This is a genomic window from Rheinheimera mesophila, assembly GCF_000986865.1.
Classification (GTDB): Bacteria; Pseudomonadota; Gammaproteobacteria; order Enterobacterales; family Alteromonadaceae; genus Pararheinheimera; species Pararheinheimera mesophila.
Window position 1 is genome coordinate 36,964 of sequence record NZ_LAVS01000008.1, and the last position, 18,507, is coordinate 55,470.

The 18,507-nt window shown below is 48.6% G+C and carries 16 protein-coding genes; 7 read left to right on the top strand and 9 right to left on the bottom strand.

Going from position 1 to position 18,507, the window contains the following annotated elements:
- Positions 1-84: 84 nt before the first annotated feature.
- Genes SD53_RS05085 through SD53_RS05095 form a run of 3 tightly spaced genes read right to left on the bottom strand, consistent with a single transcriptional unit; the run spans position 85 to position 2,030 of the window.
- A complete protein-coding gene (locus SD53_RS05085; protein ID WP_052749257.1) occupies positions 85-822 on the bottom strand; it encodes a type 2 periplasmic-binding domain-containing protein in 738 nt (245 codons plus the stop codon).
- Positions 823-874: 52 nt separating this feature from the next.
- Positions 875-1,372, bottom strand: a complete 498-nt coding sequence (tpx, locus tag SD53_RS05090) for a thiol peroxidase (RefSeq protein WP_046519146.1) — start codon at positions 1,370-1,372, stop codon at positions 875-877.
- 25 nt (positions 1,373-1,397) lie between these two features.
- Complete coding sequence (locus tag SD53_RS05095) at positions 1,398-2,030, bottom strand: methylamine utilization protein (RefSeq protein WP_046519147.1); 633 nt, start codon at positions 2,028-2,030, stop codon at positions 1,398-1,400.
- A 170-nt stretch (positions 2,031-2,200) separates the two neighbouring features.
- On the opposite strand from SD53_RS05095, the gene SD53_RS05100 reads away from it, so the two are divergent.
- Positions 2,201-3,448, top strand: coding sequence for a hypothetical protein (locus SD53_RS05100; RefSeq protein ID WP_052749258.1), 1,248 nt, complete (start codon positions 2,201-2,203; stop codon positions 3,446-3,448).
- A gap of 8 nt (positions 3,449-3,456) precedes the next feature.
- On the opposite strand, the gene SD53_RS05105 is transcribed toward SD53_RS05100, so the two are convergent.
- Both SD53_RS05105 and SD53_RS05110 read right to left on the bottom strand, forming a co-directional pair.
- The gene (locus SD53_RS05105) at positions 3,457-4,080 is read right to left on the bottom strand and encodes a LysE family translocator (protein WP_046519182.1); all 624 of its coding nucleotides are present in this window, start codon (positions 4,078-4,080) and stop codon (positions 3,457-3,459) included.
- Between the two features lie 73 nt (positions 4,081-4,153).
- The gene (locus tag SD53_RS05110) at positions 4,154-4,987 is read right to left on the bottom strand and encodes a DNA ligase (protein WP_082101779.1); all 834 of its coding nucleotides are present in this window, start codon (positions 4,985-4,987) and stop codon (positions 4,154-4,156) included.
- Between the two features lie 257 nt (positions 4,988-5,244).
- Between SD53_RS05110 and SD53_RS05115 the strand changes: the two genes are divergently transcribed.
- Both SD53_RS05115 and torT read left to right on the top strand, forming a co-directional pair.
- Positions 5,245-6,516, top strand: a complete 1,272-nt coding sequence (locus tag SD53_RS05115; RefSeq protein WP_046519148.1) for a DUF3422 family protein — start codon at positions 5,245-5,247, stop codon at positions 6,514-6,516.
- A gap of 159 nt (positions 6,517-6,675) precedes the next feature.
- The gene (torT, locus tag SD53_RS05120; RefSeq protein WP_082101780.1) at positions 6,676-7,611 is read left to right on the top strand and encodes a TMAO reductase system periplasmic protein TorT; all 936 of its coding nucleotides are present in this window, start codon (positions 6,676-6,678) and stop codon (positions 7,609-7,611) included.
- 27 nt (positions 7,612-7,638) lie between these two features.
- Here the strand turns inward: torT and upp are convergent, their stop codons facing one another.
- Positions 7,639-8,292 carry a uracil phosphoribosyltransferase gene (gene upp / locus SD53_RS05125; protein ID WP_046519149.1) on the bottom strand — a complete coding sequence of 218 codons (654 nt, stop codon included), beginning with the start codon at positions 8,290-8,292 and terminating at the stop codon, positions 7,639-7,641.
- Between the two features lie 140 nt (positions 8,293-8,432).
- On the opposite strand from upp, the gene SD53_RS05130 reads away from it, so the two are divergent.
- The 4 genes from SD53_RS05130 to SD53_RS05145 all read left to right on the top strand — a co-directional run bounded on the left by SD53_RS05130 (position 8,433) and on the right by SD53_RS05145 (position 14,056).
- Entirely contained in the window at positions 8,433-9,284 is an 852-nt protein-coding gene (locus SD53_RS05130) for a M90 family metallopeptidase (RefSeq protein WP_046519150.1), read from the top strand.
- Between the two features lie 147 nt (positions 9,285-9,431).
- The gene (locus SD53_RS05135; protein WP_046519151.1) at positions 9,432-9,914 is read left to right on the top strand and encodes an FKBP-type peptidyl-prolyl cis-trans isomerase; all 483 of its coding nucleotides are present in this window, start codon (positions 9,432-9,434) and stop codon (positions 9,912-9,914) included.
- Positions 9,915-10,025: 111 nt separating this feature from the next.
- Positions 10,026-10,874, top strand: coding sequence for a TIGR02285 family protein (locus tag SD53_RS05140; RefSeq protein WP_052749260.1), 849 nt, complete (start codon positions 10,026-10,028; stop codon positions 10,872-10,874).
- Between the two features lie 119 nt (positions 10,875-10,993).
- Positions 10,994-14,056: a transglycosylase domain-containing protein gene (locus SD53_RS05145; protein ID WP_241481753.1), complete on the top strand. Its 3,063-nt coding sequence runs from the start codon at positions 10,994-10,996 to the stop codon at positions 14,054-14,056.
- An 89-nt stretch (positions 14,057-14,145) separates the two neighbouring features.
- Here SD53_RS05145 and SD53_RS05150 read toward each other — a convergent pair whose 3' ends face one another.
- The 3 genes from SD53_RS05150 to SD53_RS05160 are packed head-to-tail and all read right to left on the bottom strand — an operon-like array spanning position 14,146 to position 18,192.
- The gene (locus tag SD53_RS05150; protein WP_046519186.1) at positions 14,146-16,602 is read right to left on the bottom strand and encodes a bifunctional diguanylate cyclase/phosphodiesterase; all 2,457 of its coding nucleotides are present in this window, start codon (positions 16,600-16,602) and stop codon (positions 14,146-14,148) included.
- A gap of 5 nt (positions 16,603-16,607) precedes the next feature.
- The gene (locus tag SD53_RS05155; protein ID WP_046519153.1) at positions 16,608-17,822 is read right to left on the bottom strand and encodes a hypothetical protein; all 1,215 of its coding nucleotides are present in this window, start codon (positions 17,820-17,822) and stop codon (positions 16,608-16,610) included.
- Entirely contained in the window at positions 17,782-18,192 is a 411-nt protein-coding gene (locus tag SD53_RS05160; protein ID WP_046519187.1) for a substrate-binding domain-containing protein, read from the bottom strand. Before SD53_RS05160 ends, SD53_RS05155 begins: the two co-directional genes overlap by 41 nt.
- Positions 18,193-18,507 lie beyond the last annotated feature (315 nt).

The window sequence follows — 18,507 nt, forward strand, 5'->3', positions numbered from 1 at the left end:
CTGTTCACAAGAGGCTGCTATTCAAACAAAAACAGCGCTACTGACGCAACGCTTTTTACTGTCATAAGGGGAAAACGCAAAATATCAGGGAATAGTGGCGGTATCACATCCCTTTAGATAACTACAACTATGTGCCCTGGCATACTGCTGCACGACCTCAATAATGCGCTGCTGGTAAGCTGAAGCCGCGGACACAACAAAATAGGCATCAACTTCTGCCAGTTTTTTTTGCTTTACATCGACAACATCAGTTGCTTGCTGTCCGGTGTAAGCGACAAAAGGTCCCTGATAGCTAATTAAATACTGAGTACGTTGGTGCAAAAATAACTGGATAGCGCTGATGCTGTCGGGCATATCCACCAGTTGATACCCTTGTTGCAGGAGTTGCTGACGCTGGCCTAAGTAATCAAAAGAGCGGATGGCCGCTATGGTTTTGTCTTGTGGTGCAGTTGAACTCGGAGCGTGGCTGTACAACATCAGTTGCATCGACATGTAAGCTGGTTCAACAAACTGGTGTTTTCTGCTGATCGCCGCTGTGGTTTTTATATTGATACTAAAATCCACCTCGCCTTGATCCAGTAACAAATACATCCTGGCCGGTGTGGTACAAACGGCTTTTAGCTTAAAACCTGCTTTTGCAAAAATGCGCTGAGCCAACACATAACCTTCGCCGGCACAACGTTTGCCATCAGCACTGACGACAAAATCTGGCGGAAAATTATGAATGCCCATGCGCAGGACTTTCTCTGGCGAAGCTGTGGGGGCTGCCAGCACTACAGGCAGCATAAACAAAGCCAAAACGACAAGCAGTCTGTGTTGCATAACAGGACTCTTGAAACAGAGATCAGAGTCCACGACTCTGATCTCCACATTATTAAGCTAACACCGCCAAAGCACCTTGGTACGAAGGTTCATCTGCAGTTTCAGCCACTTGTTCTGTGTACAACACAGTACCGTCTGTGCCAATCACCACAACAGCGCGGGACAGTAAACCGGTCAGAGGACCTGTAGTGAATACCACCCCATAATCTTTGCCAAATGAGCTGCGGAAACTGGAACCGTTTTTCACCTGCTCTAAACCCTCTGCACCACAAAAACGTGCCTGAGCAAAAGGCAGATCTGCAGAAACACACAGCACAGCGGTATTATCTAAACCTGACAAGGCTTTGTTAAAAGTACGGACAGAGGTAGCGCAAGTGGGTGTGTCCACACTTGGGAAAATATTCAGCACCAAACGCTGTCCGGCAAAATCTGCCAGTTTCACGTCTGCTAAACCTGCACCTGTTAAGGTGAAATCAGGGGCTTTGCTACCCACTGCCGGCAGTTCGCCTATTGTCTGAAATGGATTACCTTTTAATGTTACTGTGGCCATGAGTCGGCTCCTTTAGGTTAAAAAATCAGGGAGTATAGGAGGCACCAAAACCTTTCTTCGGCTTTTGGGGTTTTTCCTGAGCTGTGATAGCCAGTTGATAATTCATCACCTGACCTTGTTTAATCTGCACTTGTTGTGTCACCCAATCGGCGTTTTGCCACGGATGCCAGAGTTTTAGCTGGTAGTTACCATCCGGAAGCTGATTAAAAATCACCTGCCCTTGGCTATCTGTCACCTGTAAAAATGGGCTTTCACCAACATAGATATAAGCCTGCATATAGTCGTGAATGTTACAACCTAAAGCGACAATACCCGGCTGATCAAACAGCACCGGAGCTTCAGGTTTATTGGCGTAGAGCTTTAATTCAAATACTTTGGCGGGTGAAAAGGAATACACATGATGCCGGGTTTTATCCATATTCGGAAAGTCGACCTCTGTTCCGGTTTGGTAGGCAGAAACAAAAGGAATAAAAGTCAGATCCTGTTGTTTCACTTCAGCTTTTTTTGCTGAAAAGGTTTTATTCGCCGGATCAAGTAACTCGACCACTGTATCTTCCAATGCCTTGCCCTGCTGATCGGTGATCGTCAGTCTGACTTCGGCCTGAGTATTGAAACCCAGTAAAAGGAGCGCACACAAAACAGGGATTTTCAAGTTCATTTTCTCATCACTCCAAAGACCACAGAGGGCCAAAGTCTGGTTAAACTAAAGCAGTTTAGGTCTGTTGTCATCATCTGCCAGAGAAAGCAGTAAAAACTTTCTCATCTGCCGGTTTCTACTGACTGATGCAAACTGCTACTATCAAGGCAAATCAAAAGAAGGAACACAGGATGTCGCCACCCCGCCTTAGTGTTGTATTGATCAGCCTGACCTCCACGCTGTTGTTCAGTGTCAGCAGCTCTGCTTCCGCACAATGGAGCCTCAGCGGTCGCGGCGAATTTTATCTGAATACACAAAACGATACAGCCCATTATTTAGCTCCGTGGTGGCAAAAAGGCACAGGGCAGCTTGGTTATCACACCGATGCCGGTGCCGGACCACAGTATCTGGTTGCTCAGGTCGAGGGCAATTCTGCTTTTTCCGCCACAGTGCATGCGCAGTGGCACAGAGCGCCAGAGGCTGGTGCAGGCATCACAGAAGCCTGGTTAAGCTGGAACCCGCTTCCCTATTCGGGCTACAGAGTGCGAGGCAGAATGGGCATGTTCTATCCCGCTATGTCGCTGGAAAATACCGATCTGGCCTGGACATCGCCCTACACCAGTACCTTTTCCGCTATCAATAGTTGGATAGCTGAAGAAATCAAAACCAGAGCTGTTGAATTCTCGGTCAGTCGTCCCGGTCGGTTTTTTAATTCCGACCATAGTCTGCAGTGGGTCGGAGCTTTGTTCCAGGGCAATGATCCAGCCGGTTCCATCTTAACCTGGCGTGGTTTTGCTTTGCATAATCTGCAAACCGGTATAGGGGAGAGGGTCGATTTTGCCAATTACCCCAGCATAGCCGCAGGTGGAGCTGTGGAACTGCAACCGGCCTGGGTAGAGCCGAACCGCGAGCTGGACCATAAAACCGGCTATTACACAGGGCTGCACTGGCAACATCAGGATCAGACCGAAGTCCGGCTTTATTGGTACGACAACAGAGGCGAACCCACCACCTTTAAACAAGGCCAATATGCCTGGGATAGCCGTTTTCTGAGCCTGGCCATACAACATCAACTAACAGATCAGTGGCGGTTGCTGGCGCAGTATCTCACTGGCGATACAGCCATGGGACAAAAAGTAGTAGTGGCCGATTATCGCAGCAATTATCTGATGCTGAACTACCAGCAAGAGCAGCACAGTCTTAGCGCCCGTTATGACCATTTTGAAGTGACCGACAAAGATCAAACGCCTGCCGATGATAACAATGGCAAAGGTCATAGCTGGGCCATCAACTGGACTTATCAGCTAAGTGAGCAGCTAAGTCTTGCGCTGGAGCATAGCAATGTACGCAGCGTTCAACCCAACAGGACTCAATGGCCGGGCTGGCAGGCTGAGGCAAAACAACACTCCAGTAGCCTGATTTTTGGCTATCGCTGGTAATGGCTGAATTACTCCAGTAGCATCCACAGCGCCACCGCAAACATTAAACTGGCGGCGATGCGGTTGAGCCACTGCACTTTGTTTTGCTGCTGGAAAAATGTGCCCAGCGCTTTACCACCACTGGCATACAGCAACATCGACAGAAACTCCAGCACAAGAATAATACAGACCAGCACCAGCAACTGCGGCCAAAACGCCAGTTGACTGTCGATAAAAGGCGGCAATAAAGCCATATGAAAAGCCCAGCCTTTTGGGTTAGCCACCGCAGTGACAAAGCCCTGGCTAAACAAGGTGCGTCGTGGCATCAATTCGCGGCTGATACCAGCCTGAGGTAGAGCCAGCTTGCCTTTGGCCCACCACATTTGCCAACCGATATAAGCTAAAAATAAAGCGCCAGCGATTTTAAACCACTGAAATACAACCGGAAATTGCAACATCATAGTGGCAACACCACAGACTGCCAGTATGGCCACCAAAGCCACACCTAACATCTCACCCCACATCATCCATAAAGTGCGGCGTACCCCCTGGGTCATACCAAGCGTCATCGCCAGAGTCATGCACATGCCTGGTGTGACAGAAACAAATAAAAAAGTCGGAATAAAAGCGCCCATCAAGGCCAGATTGATCATAGCTACCTCATTAATGAAGAGCGCTATTCTGTCTGGTTGCGCAGACAGCCACAAGAGTGACAGACCTGCTTTTTTAAGGCTCTGACCGCTCCCGTACAAATACTGCAAAACGAGGTGTGCCCTTGTGGGTCAGTCCGCGATACTGAAAAGTCACCAAACGCCCTATTGGCGGCGGATTCTGCCGCTCGTTAAGACTAAAACCTGAGCCTAATTTAAAGCGACGACCATCAGGTAACTCCACCAATAAGGCCCCCAGCATACCGCTAAACTGCCCTTTACCTGGTAGATGTGCTACCACCCTGGCCTCCGCATCCTCGACCAGTTTTAGCTTTTGTAAGTGACTGACTCTGCCACTTTGATAAAGTGCAGTTGCATGATGCAACATCAGCCCTTCTCCCCCTCCGGCGACCACCCGCTGCAACAGCTCATCAAGCTGAGCTTTTGCCTGCAACTGCTGTTGGGGTAATAACTGCACAAAAGCGGTCTGTGGTAATTGCTGTTGTAAAAACTGCAAGCGTTCGGTAAAAGTGCCGGGCTGTTGTGGTGCATCAAAGACCATCAGACGTATCCTTTGCCAATGCTGCTGTGTGGCACCTGACTCTAAGGCCCGCATCACCTGCTGAAACTGCCCGCGCCCAGCCCATAGCTCGGCATCAAGGGCAAACGCTGGTAACTGCCGAAGTAAATACTCTGGCAACTTGATCCACTGCCCACTGCGACTACGCAATTGCTTACCGTCCCAGAAGGCCCTTACCCCATCGAGCTTTTCGCTGATCCAAAAATCAGCTACAGCATCCTGCTGCTGATAGCTCCGGGCCAGTTGCAACTGGGGTAACGTTTCAAGGCCAAAAGCCGGTACAGTGGTTAGCATAGCGGTACAACACAAAGACAAATACAAAGTTCGCATTGGTTTGCCCTCCTTGTCGTGTTCCTGTTTTAACTGTAGCCTGCTTTATTTGAAAATAAAGTGTTAACAACGATGCACTCCTTTAGTGCTCTTTTGTACAGGAACAGCACATAAAGCTATTGACCCTCAAAGAAAAACCACGGCAAAAATCTTATATTTACCAATAAAATCAAATAATTGACATCATACTGTCACAGGTGGGTACAGATACTGCTTTAACAAGGTGGATTATTTGTGATGCAGTTTGGGAGTCTGTTATGGTTCAACTTTATTTACGCCAGCATCCACAACGCGATCTGCTGGAGCAAGAGTTACAGCAACGCTTTTTCCCGGCGCTGGATTCTCCCTGTCAGCTCTGTCAGTTTGTGCTGACCTTATCCGGCACCTCACGTAGTGCCGAGTATCAGGCGATGCAACAACTCTCAGTGCAATATGGCAAAGAGCTGCAAGCCCATGAGCAAGATTGCAATTTACAGTTGGGCAGTAGCTGGCTGCGCTGGGAGAGGCACAATGAATTCTCTACTTACACCTTCATTCGCAGCGGTATCGCCCCCCATTTGTTTTGTGACCCACAGGATTTAGTGCCTGACAACGAATGGTTCAACAGCCTGCCGGGTCAGTTGTTCCGGGTGGTGCAACTGAGCATAGTGCAGCCGGCTCAGCTGGCCAAACAGGACCCTGCGGCACTTTTTGTCAGCGAACATTTGATCAGCAGTATGGTGTTTAACGGCAAAGCCAGAATTTGGACAGATTTTCGTAAACACAATGAAGGCGCAGGACGCATGTTAGTGCTGGATCATGGCTTAAGCCGCAGTGCTTTGGGTGCATTGGTCCAGCAATTGTTTGATTTAGGTAATTATCGCAAGCTGGCACTGCTGGCCTGGCCTTACTGTAAGCTGGCACTGCATCAATTGCCACAACAAGAGCAACAACTGGCGGTCATTACCTCGCGTATCGAGCAAAAACAGGGCAATGATGAACAGTTGCTGGATGAGTTAATGCAGTTGGCCGCCCAGACCGAACATCAAATTTCCGAAAACAGCAGTAGGTTGCAAGCCAGCAACGCCTACTACCAACTGACGCTGGACAGACTGAAAAGTCTGGATGAACAACCAGTGGACGGTTTCATGTCGCTTCAGCACTTTACCGAACGGCGCCTGACACCTGCCTGGCGCACGGCTCAGTCCGTGCTGAAACGCCAGCAGCAACTGGCAGAGCGTTTGGGGCGCTCCACTGAACTACTGCGTACTCAAATTAACTTTAAACTGGCCTGGCAAAATCAACGGCTGTTGGCTTCGATGGATAAAAGAGCTCAGCTACAGCTTAAACTGCAAAGCGCGGTTGAACGCTTGTCTGTGGTTGCCATCAGCTATTACTTCCTGCAACTGTTAACCAAAGCTCAGCAAGCCATAGTGCATTGGCTGCCACAGTGGCCGGCCGAAACCATAGAGTCCGTCAGTATTCCGCTGGTTGTCGCTATGGTGCTGTGGTATTTTTGGCGCTTGCGAAAAAAGTTAGCGCAGCACTAGCACAGAGGTCGCATATCATTGAAATCTCTTCTAATTTTAATCAGTCAAAAAGGAGATTTCATGCAAAACCTGTATTTCAGCATCAGTCTGATAATCAGCAGTGCGGTATCTGCACAGCAGGATTGATTCCCTGTTGACGTACAAGCTGATGGGAAGAAACTGCAGTATCAGCCGCTGCAGAAAGTCACTCAAGTCTGGCGGCTCTGTGCTTTGTTGCCCCATGGCAAAGACCATTATTGGTGGGGTGTATCCTGGGGGCTGGCGGAAGAGGCGAAACGCCAGGGCGCGCACTTAGGTATTTACGAAGCCGGAGGCTATGAAAACTTACCGCGCCAACGCCGGCAATTGCTCGACTGTGTCACGAATAAAGCGGACGCGCTGATTATTGGCGCTATCTCCAGTGAGGGTTTAAATGATTTAGTGTTACAGTTAAAAAGTTCTGGTATTCCTGTCATTGATTTGATTAATGGCATAAAGAGTGACGCGATCACAGCCCGCTCTACCGTCTCTTTTGCCGATATGGCGGCAACCAGTATTCGCTACCTGCTCGAACACAGCCAGCATCAAGCCGCTACGCTTGCCTGGTTTCCAGGCCCGGCTCAGGCCGCCTGGGTACAGGATGCTGAGCAGGGTTTACACCAGCAATTAACCGGCAGCCGGATGACGCTGCTGCATGGCGGCTACGGTGCTACCGATAATTTTTCCCAAGCCACCTTAGTCAGGCAACTGTTTGGCCGTCAGCAGCCTCACTATGTCCTGGCCAATGCAGTAGCGGCTGCTGTGACTCAGCACTTCATTGCGGCCGAGAATTTGAGCCAAACTCAGGTGATGGCTTACCACGCCAATCCGGAGGTGGTAAGGCTTATCCAGCAGGGACAGATATTAGCTGCAGCCACAGACTCGCCAGTGATCCAGGCCCGGATCAGCATAGATTTAGCGCTACGGATTTTGGAAAAACACCCCTACGCCAGGCAGGTCAGTCCACATATCAAAATTTTAGACAGACCAGGTATCGACCAATTGCCCCTACAGCAAATCATAGCGCCGAAACAACAATGGATGATCCGTCAACCATTAGCGGAGAAAACGCCCTGATACGGCGGGTTTATGCCATCACCCGGCTCAGAGTTTAGGACCAAAACATAAATCTCCGGCATCTCCCAGGCCAGGTACTATATAGGCCTGCTCGTTTAGATACTGATCCAGCGCACCTAACCATAAATAACTGTGTTCGGGCAGATGCTGACGTAACGCCTCCACTCCCTCAGGCGCAGCAATAGCTGCCACCACATGTACTGAGCGGGGATTGGCCTGAGTTGCGATCAGTTGCCAGACCTTCAGTAAGGAGCCCCCCGTCGCCAGCATAGGGTCGATTAAAATCAGATCCCGGCCTGTTAAATCAGGCAAAGCCGCATAGTTCATCCGGATTTCCAACTGCTCCGCCCTATCGCCCTCAACCCGATAAGCCCCGATAAAACCACTGTCTGCCTGATCAAAAGCATTGGCAAAGCCCTGATAAAAGGCCAGGCCAGCCCTTAAGATCGTCACTAACACCGGAGGCTGGGTCGGTACCTCTATTTTGGTTGAACCCAGCACGGTGTGAACCTCAACCTGATGCACAGGCAAAGTTTTAGCCAGTTCAGCCGCCAGTAAAAATCCCAGCCGCTCGAGGTTAAACTTAAAACGCAGCCGATCTTTTTGGATCTGCGGATCACGTAGCTGCCATAAAATGGAGTGGACTAAACCGGGATATAAATTCAGTTGAAACAGATTCATCAGCAGACTCTTTCATGGGTTCATCTGCAAAGGGTATAGTTTTTTTCCGTCAGGACGCAACCTGTTCGCTCAGTCTGGACTTGAATTTACTCACAGTGGCGCCATAACAGCTTTGGTACACCACCCGTGGAGCAACTACAGTGCCTCTAGTGTTCTTAACCATACTGACCTTATCAGTGTTAGCCGCGATATTTTTGCCACCAGTCTGGCGGCAATACCGGCGGAAAAAAATTCAGCAACGGCCTTTTCCGTCGTCATGGCGGCAAATTTTAAAACAGCGTATGCCTTATTTTCGTGCATTGCCCGCCGACTTGCAGTTGCAACTGAAAAAGCTGATCCTGGTGTTTGTCGCTGAAAAGCAATTTATAGGTTGTGCTGGTTTAACTGTCACCGACGAGATGAAGGTCACCATAGCAGCTCAGGCTTGTTTATTGTTATTAAATAAACCTGCCCATTATTATCCCAAACTCAAGCAGATCCTGATTTACCCCGCCGCTTTTGTGGTGCCAACGCAGCAAGCAGATCATGCCGGAATCGTCAGTGAAATGGCGCAAATACGGTTGGGCGAATCCTGGCAAACAGGTCAGATTATTTTATCCTGGCTGGATACCTTAAAATCTGCGGCTATTTGCAATGATGGGCATAATCTGGTGATCCATGAGTTTGCCCATCAATTGGATCAACTCAAAGGTCAGGCAACGGGGGCACCGGAGCTGAACAGTGCTGAGTCCTATAAGGAGTGGGCTTTGGTTTTATCCCATGAATATGCGCAATTGCAACAACAATTGGCACTTGGCTTACCCACTTTATTTGATGCTTACGCAGCCACTAATCCGGCTGAATTTTTTGCGGTGATTTCCGAAGTCTTTTTTGAACAGCCCGAGTTATTTGCCGCACAGCACCCGGCGTTGTATCAACAGCTACGCTCGTTTTACGCATTGGACCCGTTAAGCTGGGCTCAGACTCATCCTGTACCGCCTGTTCGTAGCTGAGGTTCTGAAAGTCCGGTCAGGCTGCCCGTACCTGCAATCGCGGCTGCTTTAGGCATCCGCTTTTTCTGTCAACATAAAAAAGTCGACCCCACCGGCTGGTTGCGTAATAATAGCGGCCATTTTTCAGCAAGCAGCGGATAACAGATCATGCAAATTACCAAAGACACTGTAGTTCAGTTCCACTACACCTTATCGGACGAGACGGGCCTGTTAGAAAACTCCAGAAGTCAGGACCCGGTTTTGTACCTGCAAGGCCATGGCAACCTGATTGAAGGTTTAGAAAAAGCCATGGAAGGTCATCAGGCCGGGGATAAATTTCAAATTACTTTGGCTCCGGCTGATGCCTATGGTGAGCGCACTGAAGATGCAATTCAAAGTGTTCAGGTCAAACATCTGATGGGTGCAAAAAAATGGAAACCAGGTATGGTGGCTGTGGTCAACACAGAACAAGGCCAGCGTCAGGTCACTGTGGTGAAAGTAGGAATGTTTAAAGCGGAGGTGGATACCAACCACCCATTGGCGGGTAAAACCTTAAGTTTTGATATTGAAGTGATGGATGTTCGTGCAGCTTCTGCTGAAGAACTTGAACATGGTCATGCCCACGGCGTTGGTGGTCATCACCACCATTAATCGCAGTTTTCACTGAAAAATTCAGTTCAGCCGGTGCAGGCTGAACTGAATTAAACCTTGTCCTTATGCGATGCATTGGTTAGATTAACAAGATGTTAAAAAGACGTAGGCATGCTGCAGATGCGATATGTGGTAGCGCTGGTGGCCTTGTTGCTAAGCAGCAATGTCCCTGCAAATACAGCCAAACCTCTGCTAAGCTGGGCAATCAACACAGCACCTCCTTTTCACATTACCGCTGGACCTTTTGCTCATCAGGGCATCTGCGATGAGCTGTTAGACAGTCTTCGGCAGCATTTGCCTCAACTCAAACACCAGATCCTGGTCATGCCACAAACCCGCATCCATCAGGCACTGAACAATAAAGAACCGCTGTGCTTTCCTTGTATGATCCACCGCAGCCAACCTACGGAAACGGCAGTGTTCAGCCAACCGACCCATGACTACAGGCCACAAGGTGTGATTACCCGTACAGCGCTGGCCAACCACTTCTCTGAGCAATTCGGTCGTCCCCTAGTGCTGGCCCATTTACTGGCCAATCCAACCTTTAAACTGGGTTTAGCCGCAGGTCGCAGGTATGGTGAGCTGGAGTCAGTACTGGCTCCATATCGGGAAAGAAGCTTAGTTCGCTCTGGTGATGACGGTCCTGTCGCGTTGCTGAACATGATCCAAAGTGGTCGGATTGATTTCACTCTTGATTACGACATTATTCTGACCTACCTGACTAAAACCGCACCAGAGCAGGCAAAAGGCCTGGTGTATGTGCCTCTGGCGGAGTTAACTCAACCTGTCGCAGGAGCCATAGGCTGCAGTAACAGCGACTGGGGGCGACAGCAGATTGAACTTATCAACACAGTCCTGCCCAAAGTGAAGACTGACCCGCAATTCAGGAAAAGTCTTGAATTATGGTTCTCTGCGCAGGTTTTATCGCCTGATTCAGAGATCAAACCAGAAAAAAAGTAGTAAATGGAAACAAATCAGTATGTTTGATCAACAAAGTTCAACAAAATTCAGCTGCAAATCTAACCTAGACCAGTTAAAATCGCCCGATATGGCAGATGCCTGAACTCATGGATAAGAACTTGTCATCCCCACCAGATTTGAATCAAATGCAGTTTGATAACTACCGTGACGAAAGACCGTCAGTGCAGCCGACCACTGCAGCGAAACCGCCTCGTCGCAGTCTGATCCCCTCGTTATTGGTCTTGTTAGTGCTTTCAGGTGGAGCGCTGGTCGCCTACGAGTTACATACTGCCCATTATCAATCGACAGAAATTAGTCTTTATGCCAAAAAACTGACCTACCAGCTCCAGTCCGGTGCCACAGAACAGGTGTCTTATCCCATTGCTGGGCCTTTTGATCAGCGCCTGGGGTATTCGAAGTTATCGAAGTTTATTCCACGCCTGACACAAAATAATTTTGTAATTGAGCAACAAGCAGCGTTTTCACCTGAGTTGCTGTTTTATACCCAGCTTGGTTTTTTTCCGCCTTACCGCGAAAAAGCTCAGGGCGGCTTATTAATTGGTGATTGCCGCAATGAGGAATTGTTCTCTTTTTCTCATCCGCAGCGGGTCTATGCTCACCCGGCTGACGTACCTGCCGTGGTGCGTAATACGCTGTTATTTATAGAAAACCGTAAGCTATTAACTTCGCCAGCCCGGGCAAACCCTGCTGTCGATTGGCCACGTTTTATGATGGCGGCCATGTCTCAGGTCACGAAGGTGTTAAATCTGGAAGGTCAGTCTGCCGGGGGCAGTACGCTGGCCACTCAGATTGAAAAATACCGGCATTCACCTCAGGGCTTAACTCAGAGTTTTACTGATAAATTCTTACAGATGGTCTCAGGTTCAGTGCGGGCTTACCGCTATGGTGCCGATACCTCGTTAACCCGACACGAAATCATTTTGGATTACTTAAACTCGGTCCCTTTGTCCTCAGCCCCCGGTTTTGGCGAAGTACATGGCGTGGGTGATGCATTATGGGCCTGGTTTGGTACCGACTTTGGTCGTTTTAATCAGGTCCTGAATGCAGAACCTACAGAGCAAAATAAAAGCTTACGGGGTTTGGCATTACGTCAGGTGTTGGCATTAATGATAGCCCAGCGCCGCCCTTCTTATTACCTGCTGCAAGGCCATGATGATTTAGAAGAACTTACCAACAGCCATTTACGAATACTGGCTAATGCCGGGGTGATAGATAAAGAATTAGCCGAGTCGGCCATGTCACAGCGTCTGTTGTTTAAGGGGGGTAAAGCTGCGGGTATCAAACAAGATGCTCAAACCCTCAAAGGCATTAACGTGGCCCGCGGCCGTCTCGGTACCTTGCTGAATCAACAGTTGTATGATCTGGACCGACTGGATTTAACCGCCAAGGTATCCTTGCATCACGAACTGCAGCAAAAAGTCAGTCATTACCTCAATAGTTTGGCTTCCCCTGTGGTTGCTGAAAAAGTCGGACTTCTGGGTGAGAAACTGTTAAGCGCCAATAACACAGATAAAGTCACCTATAGTTTTACCCTGTTTGAAAAAACACCAAGTGGCAACAGGGTGCGGGTCCAAACCGACAATACAGACCAGCCTTTTGACTTAAACGAAGGCAGTAAACTGGAACTGGGGTCTACCGCTAAACTGAGAGTCCTGACAACCTATCTGGAAATTGTGGCTGAGCTACATGATGCCTTTATCGATGAGCTGCCAGAGAACCTGTTGAATCTTGAGATAGCCCCGAATGACCACATCACACGCTGGGCTGCCACTTACATGGCACATACCGCAGACCGGGACTTGTCAAAAATGCTGGATGCAGCCCTGCAACGCACCTACTCTGCTTCGCCTGCGGAGCGCTTTTTTACCGGTGGTGGCTTGCAGGTGTTTAATAACTTCCAGAAAAAAGAAGATAGCCGGGTTCCGACTGTGCTTGAGTCACTCAAAGAATCGATCAACCTACCTTTTGTCCGTCTGATGCGGGATATTGTGGCGTACAGCAGCAGCTACCAAACCGCAGGCAGTACATCACTGCTGTTGAAAAATGATAAAGATCCGCGTCGTGAAGATTACTTGCGCCGTTTTGCGGATAAAGAAGGCAGCGCCTTCCTGCAGCGTTTCTGGCGCAAGTACCAGAAGAAAACCGAGGAAGACCGTCTAACGACCTTTTTTGAAGGCTTAAAACAAACGCCGGATCGGCTGGCTGCCGTGCATCGTTATTTATTACCTGACTCTGACTTCGCTACATTCAGTGCTTTTCTGCAGCAGCGTCTGCCAGAAGAAAATCTGACGGTTAAAGATATAGACGAGCTGTACAACAAATACGGCCCGGGTAAATTCAGCCTGATGGACCAGGGCTATATAGCCAGGGTGCACCCGCTGGAATTGTGGTTGCTTAGCTTTATGCAGAAAAACCCGCAAGCCACCTTCAAAGAAGCAGTGGAGGCTTCAGCAGAGCAGCGCCAGCAGGTATACCGTTGGTTGTTTAAAACTTCAAACCGCAGTGCCCGTGATACGCGGATCCGGATTATGCTGGAAGTCGAAGCCTTTCTTGATATTCATCAGCGCTGGAAAAAGCTGGGCTACGCTTTTGACCATTTGGTGCCTTCACTGGGTACGGCACTGGGAAGCTCAGGAGATAGACCTGCTTCTTTGGCTGAGCTGATTGGTATTATTCAGAACGATGGCCTGTTATTACCTACAGTCAGGGTAGATCAGCTGCATTTTGCTGCCAATACGCCGTATGAGGTTAAACTGAAGTATCAGCCACATGAAGCTAAAAGAGTGATGAAACCTGAAGTCGCCAGAGCCTTACGTTTTGCCTTGTCGCAGGTTGCTGACGGCGGTACAGCCCGTCGTTTGCAAGGTTCGTTCAGCAAGGCAGATGGTTCACCTTTAGTCATAGGCGGTAAAACGGGCACAGGTGACAACAAGATGGCGACCCAGGTGATCCGTGGACGTACAGTACAGGCGACCACTATCAACCGAACTGCTACTTTTGTGTTTTATCTGGGTGATAATCATTTTGGTACGCTGACGGCTTTTGTACCGGGTAAAGAGGCTGAGGATTTTAGTTTTACTTCAGCTTTACCGCTGCAAGTGCTCAAAGGCATGGCCCCTATTCTGAATCCTTATATTCAACAGGGGCAGCTATGTCGTTAATCAAGAGCAGAACTCTGGCGCTGTAATCTGAGTGTAAACATCATTCCAGCCAGCCATAGCTCAGGGATTGAGGCAAGCACAGCTCGTTGTTATCTTTTGCTATCAACACTCATATGAGGGGCAGAACCAAGGTTCTGCCCCCGCCACATTCCTTTCGGGAAATGCTCTTCTAAAAAGCCTGCAAGTTCGGCTTGTGGCACGGGTCGGGCGATCAGATACCCCTGAGCGATGTCACAGCCTTGTTGGCGCAGCAACTCCAGTTGCTCGCGGGTTTCCACCCCTTCAGCCACAACCTGCAACTGCAGCTTTTGCACCATAGCTATGGTCGAGGCGATGATTTGGAAATCGGCGGCATTCTCCAACATACCGGACAAAAAGCTTTTATCGATTTTAATGCAGTCCATCGGCATTTTTTTCAGATAACTTAACGACGAATAACCTGTGCCAAAATCATCAATCGCAAAATGAATACCCATGGCTTTAATTTGCGGCATGATGGTTAGCATAGTCTCAATACTTTGCACTAAAGTGCGCTCTGTCAGCTCCAGTTCAAAATAGGACCCCTGCAACTCATATTTGTCCAATAGCCGTTTTAAGGTTGGGATCAGATCGGGGTCAACAAACTGCTCAGCCGATAAATTAATAGCTATACGGAAATGATGCCAACCGCTGTGCAATAAGCTCAGACACTGCTGCATGCACTGCTCAATAATCCAGTAACCCAAGGGCACTATTTGTCTGGACTGCTCCAGTACAGGGATAAACTCATCAGGCGGAACCATACCCCGCACCGGATGACGCCAGCGGATCAACGCCTCAAAGCCATATAAAGCGCCCGTTGCTATCGTCATTTGCGGCTGGAAGCTGATACTGAATTGGTTAAGTTGCAGCGCTTGTTTTAAATCCTGCTCCAGTAACACCCGTTGTTGCACACGCTGGTACATATCAAGGTTATAGGCCTGGGCCCCATTGCCACCATTGAGTTTAACTTCATGCATGGCCAAATCAGCCTGACGTATTAAATCATCAGAAATCACCGATCCATCAATACTCATGGTTAAACCTATGCTGGCGGTCATCACAAAGTTTTGCTGATCAATGGTCAAAGGCTGTTGAATACGCTGCAGAATTTGGCTGGCCAGATGAAACGGCGTGTCGACATCCGTTAACTGTGGCAGCACAAAAACAAATTCATCTCCGCCAAAACGGCATAACAGATCATTAGCTCTGCAGCAGTCTTTCAACCTTAACGCCACCAGTTTTAACAGCTTATCGCCATAGGCATGGCCTAAGCTGTCGTTAATACGTTTAAAGTCATCTAAATCGACAAAAAGCACCGCCAGAAACTTTTTCTCTGTGCTTTGACTGCTGAGCATCCGTTCCAACTGATACTGCAACATATTCCGGTTTGGTAAAGTGGTCAGCAAATCATACATCGCCACTTTTTCAAGTTCATGGGTATGCTGCTCAACTTTATGGTTCAGTTGTTCTAGCTCAACACTCAGCTCTTCAGCAGCCTGGCGCAATAAATCCACTTCGTCCGGCCATAAGCTGCGCTGAAAATGACTTTGCTGACGAAAGCCTGCATATTGTTTTTGCGAAAGCAAAGGCAAAGCTTGAGTCAAAGTTTTTAGCCTCAGACTGATCCGCCGCATGATCAGATACACCAATATCACCATACAGCCAAACAGGATCACTGAAGTCACCAGCAACTGACGACGATAGCCGTTATTGGTGTCGACAAACTCACTGATGTTGTCAACCACAGTCAGGTACATGCCCTTACTTTGCATTTCAAATGCAGAGATCAGATACTCCTGCCCGTTGTATTGCAGCTCCAGCCCTTTGGTTAAGGCCAAATCAGCCTCCAGATCAGAGACTTTTTGCAGCAGTGCTTTGACTAACTCCGGGTTTGAGCTGGAAATTAACTCACGCCTGATTGCCCCCGACGCCGCTCTGCTGGCGCGGATCAGCGCCACGTCTGAGTTTAAGCTCTGATGCAACGCCGACAAAATATCAACCAAGGTGGTGGTGACTGTCATCACCGCCACTTCGCCTGCGCTATTTAATACAGGTAAACTCAGTTGTTTGACACAAAACTGCACGCACAAATTGGCCGTCAGAGGACTTTGTTGTTTCAGTACTTTTTGTACCAGTTCGGCTGAAAAATAAGGTGTTTGCTGACCGCTACTGAACAGCAATTGCATTGAACTGTCATGGAGCCAGATTTGCTCAATATTCAGGTGCAATTGCATATTGGCGCTTTGTTCGGCCAAACGCTGCACAAAAGAGGAAAAATCGGCTTGCTGGCTTAGCTTGACCAGATCAGAAAAACTCTCCAGCCAAACCCTCAACTGCTGCTCTATAATGGCGTTTTGCTGCAAATACTGTTGTCTGGCCGACTCGCGTTTGACTTGCTGTTGCCGATCAAATTCTTCGCTCATCCGCATCAGACCGAGACTGGTTTGCAGTACGGTCATACACAACAGAGCGCTGATGGTCGCCAGCAAAATTTTCCAGGGTAAACGAAACACAAAAGGCCGCATAAAAATTAAAACCAGTACATCAGTTGCATCGCCCACATTTGCCAGTATTCAGAGGTGTTGTATTGCAGATCGGGCATCACAGGATAGGCGAGACGGGCGGTGCCTTTGACCCAGTGGTGTTCCATAGTTAAACGAAGATTATCTTTAAAATCATAGGTCAAGCCTAAAGTCAGATCATCCTGGTAAGCAAAATAAGCAGGCACCAAACCGCCGGTACTCGCAGAGAACTGACGACCACTACGGTCGTCTTTATCCAAATCAAATAAATCTATGCCCAGCAATGCCCAGGTTCTGGGTAACAGATTGTAGCGACCTTGCAGGTACCAGCCCTGACTAAAACTGTTACGTGTAAAACCCGGAGCATAAAAATCACGGATATCCAGTCGTTCCTGCACCCATTCGCTGCTTAGCTCCCAATACTCTGCTGCATACCGGCCATTGAACATCACCCTTTGCACCGTCATAGCACCATCGCTGTAATAATCCTGCTCAGCTTTTTCATAGGTAAAATCTGAATCGAGCAACGAGATACCAAGCTGCCAGGCCGATTGGTCCGGACGCCAGAATAAACTCGCCTGATGCACATAGTCTTGTTCCGCATCCCCTTGCGCCAGTTGACTCAGCAGAATTTGGCTTTGCTCTTTGCTTAAGTTGGTGGCTCCCCAACTCCAATTCAGTTCCACTTCACCCAGGCTGGTGGTACGAGTCACTTTAAAAGCCAAACCGTCACTACCCACGGCAATATCACGGAAGGAATCAAAATAAACAGATTGTGGTAACACGATCGCATTGCGGGTAAAAGGCACATCGCGGGTTGCGGAGTAAAGCCAGTGCTGATTTTTAAAACGACCGACAAACATATCCAGTCGCCAATCAAAATCGCTGTGCAAGGTCCAATCTAAAAACAGGTAATCCAGCCGGGTCCCTTTGGTATACCGCCGGCCACCATCCAAATACACCACCTGACCTGCCAATCGTAAACGATCCGACAAAGCCCAGGACATATTGACGCCAATGTCGGTCAGTTCAGCGGAGATACTGTCATCCAGATTGACAAAGTTGGTTTCAGGAGCCTGGATCAGGCCCTGTGAAATAAAACCATGCCAACGCACTTTATCTGTTGCAAGTCCTTCTGCCTGCGCCTGTACGACAGAGCCCAGCAGCAGTACAAGACATAGCTTACTGCGTAACACGAATGACTTTAAGCTTGGATAGTTCATCTGAATTCTCGATATAACCGATTGCACCTTCGGTAGTAGCTACCATTTCGCGCATCTGCTGCTCAGAGGTCAATACAACGGGTGCAGCCCCTAAACCTGAATATGTTATTTTTTGCCAGATCCTGTCCAATTGGTACGGAAACATCTGTAGTTTTTCTTTGGTAAAGGTCTGATGTATCGGGTTTTTCGCTGGCAACACAAAGACCCGGACCGCAGTGCCATCGGGCCAGTTTTGCTGCCGCATGGAATAGATACCGCGCAGCTGAGTCACGGTTAGCTGGTCCATAGGCACGGCGGGATGAGTTACCACTTCTGTTGCTAAGGCACAACCAGTCCAAAGCACAGCAGCAGCAACAAGTTTGATCTTCACGTCTTTGTTGATCCTCAGGGCTAAAAAATGCAGAACAGCCGAAAAGCCTGCTGAAACGGGCACACAGCAGGCGCTGGATATCCGCGCTCAGTATAGTAGCAGCGCCTGAAATTGTATTGTAACCTTGAAAAAAAAGTAGTGTTTTCAGTGGAATGAGAATAAAGACAACGTCTTTTTACCTTTATATGAGACAAAAAACAGTCTTTTTTTTGACACCAGCAGTGATACCCCAGGTTACACAGCATCTGCGCTGAGCTGCAGAACATAAGGATAAAATGAATAAAAAAGGGCCCTTACAAGGGCCCGGAAATCACC

Bases quoted from the DNA above. Each gene is read 5' to 3' on its own strand.
- SD53_RS05085 (WP_052749257.1), bottom strand. From the start codon at position 822: ATGCAACACAGACTGCTTGTCGTTTTGGCTTTGTTTATGCTGCCTGTA.
- tpx (WP_046519146.1), bottom strand. From the start codon at position 1,372: ATGGCCACAGTAACATTAAAAGGTAATCCATTTCAGACAATAGGCGAA.
- SD53_RS05095 (WP_046519147.1), bottom strand. From the start codon at position 2,030: ATGAACTTGAAAATCCCTGTTTTGTGTGCGCTCCTTTTACTGGGTTTC.
- SD53_RS05100 (WP_052749258.1), top strand. From the start codon at position 2,201: ATGTCGCCACCCCGCCTTAGTGTTGTATTGATCAGCCTGACCTCCACG.
- SD53_RS05105 (WP_046519182.1), bottom strand. From the start codon at position 4,080: ATGATCAATCTGGCCTTGATGGGCGCTTTTATTCCGACTTTTTTATTT.
- SD53_RS05110 (WP_082101779.1), bottom strand. From the start codon at position 4,987: ATGCGAACTTTGTATTTGTCTTTGTGTTGTACCGCTATGCTAACCACT.
- SD53_RS05115 (WP_046519148.1), top strand. From the start codon at position 5,245: ATGGTTCAACTTTATTTACGCCAGCATCCACAACGCGATCTGCTGGAG.
- upp (WP_046519149.1), bottom strand. From the start codon at position 8,292: ATGAATCTGTTTCAACTGAATTTATATCCCGGTTTAGTCCACTCCATT.
- SD53_RS05135 (WP_046519151.1), top strand. From the start codon at position 9,432: ATGCAAATTACCAAAGACACTGTAGTTCAGTTCCACTACACCTTATCG.
- SD53_RS05140 (WP_052749260.1), top strand. From the start codon at position 10,026: ATGCTGCAGATGCGATATGTGGTAGCGCTGGTGGCCTTGTTGCTAAGC.
- SD53_RS05150 (WP_046519186.1), bottom strand. From the start codon at position 16,602: ATGCGGCCTTTTGTGTTTCGTTTACCCTGGAAAATTTTGCTGGCGACC.
- SD53_RS05155 (WP_046519153.1), bottom strand. From the start codon at position 17,822: ATGAACTATCCAAGCTTAAAGTCATTCGTGTTACGCAGTAAGCTATGT.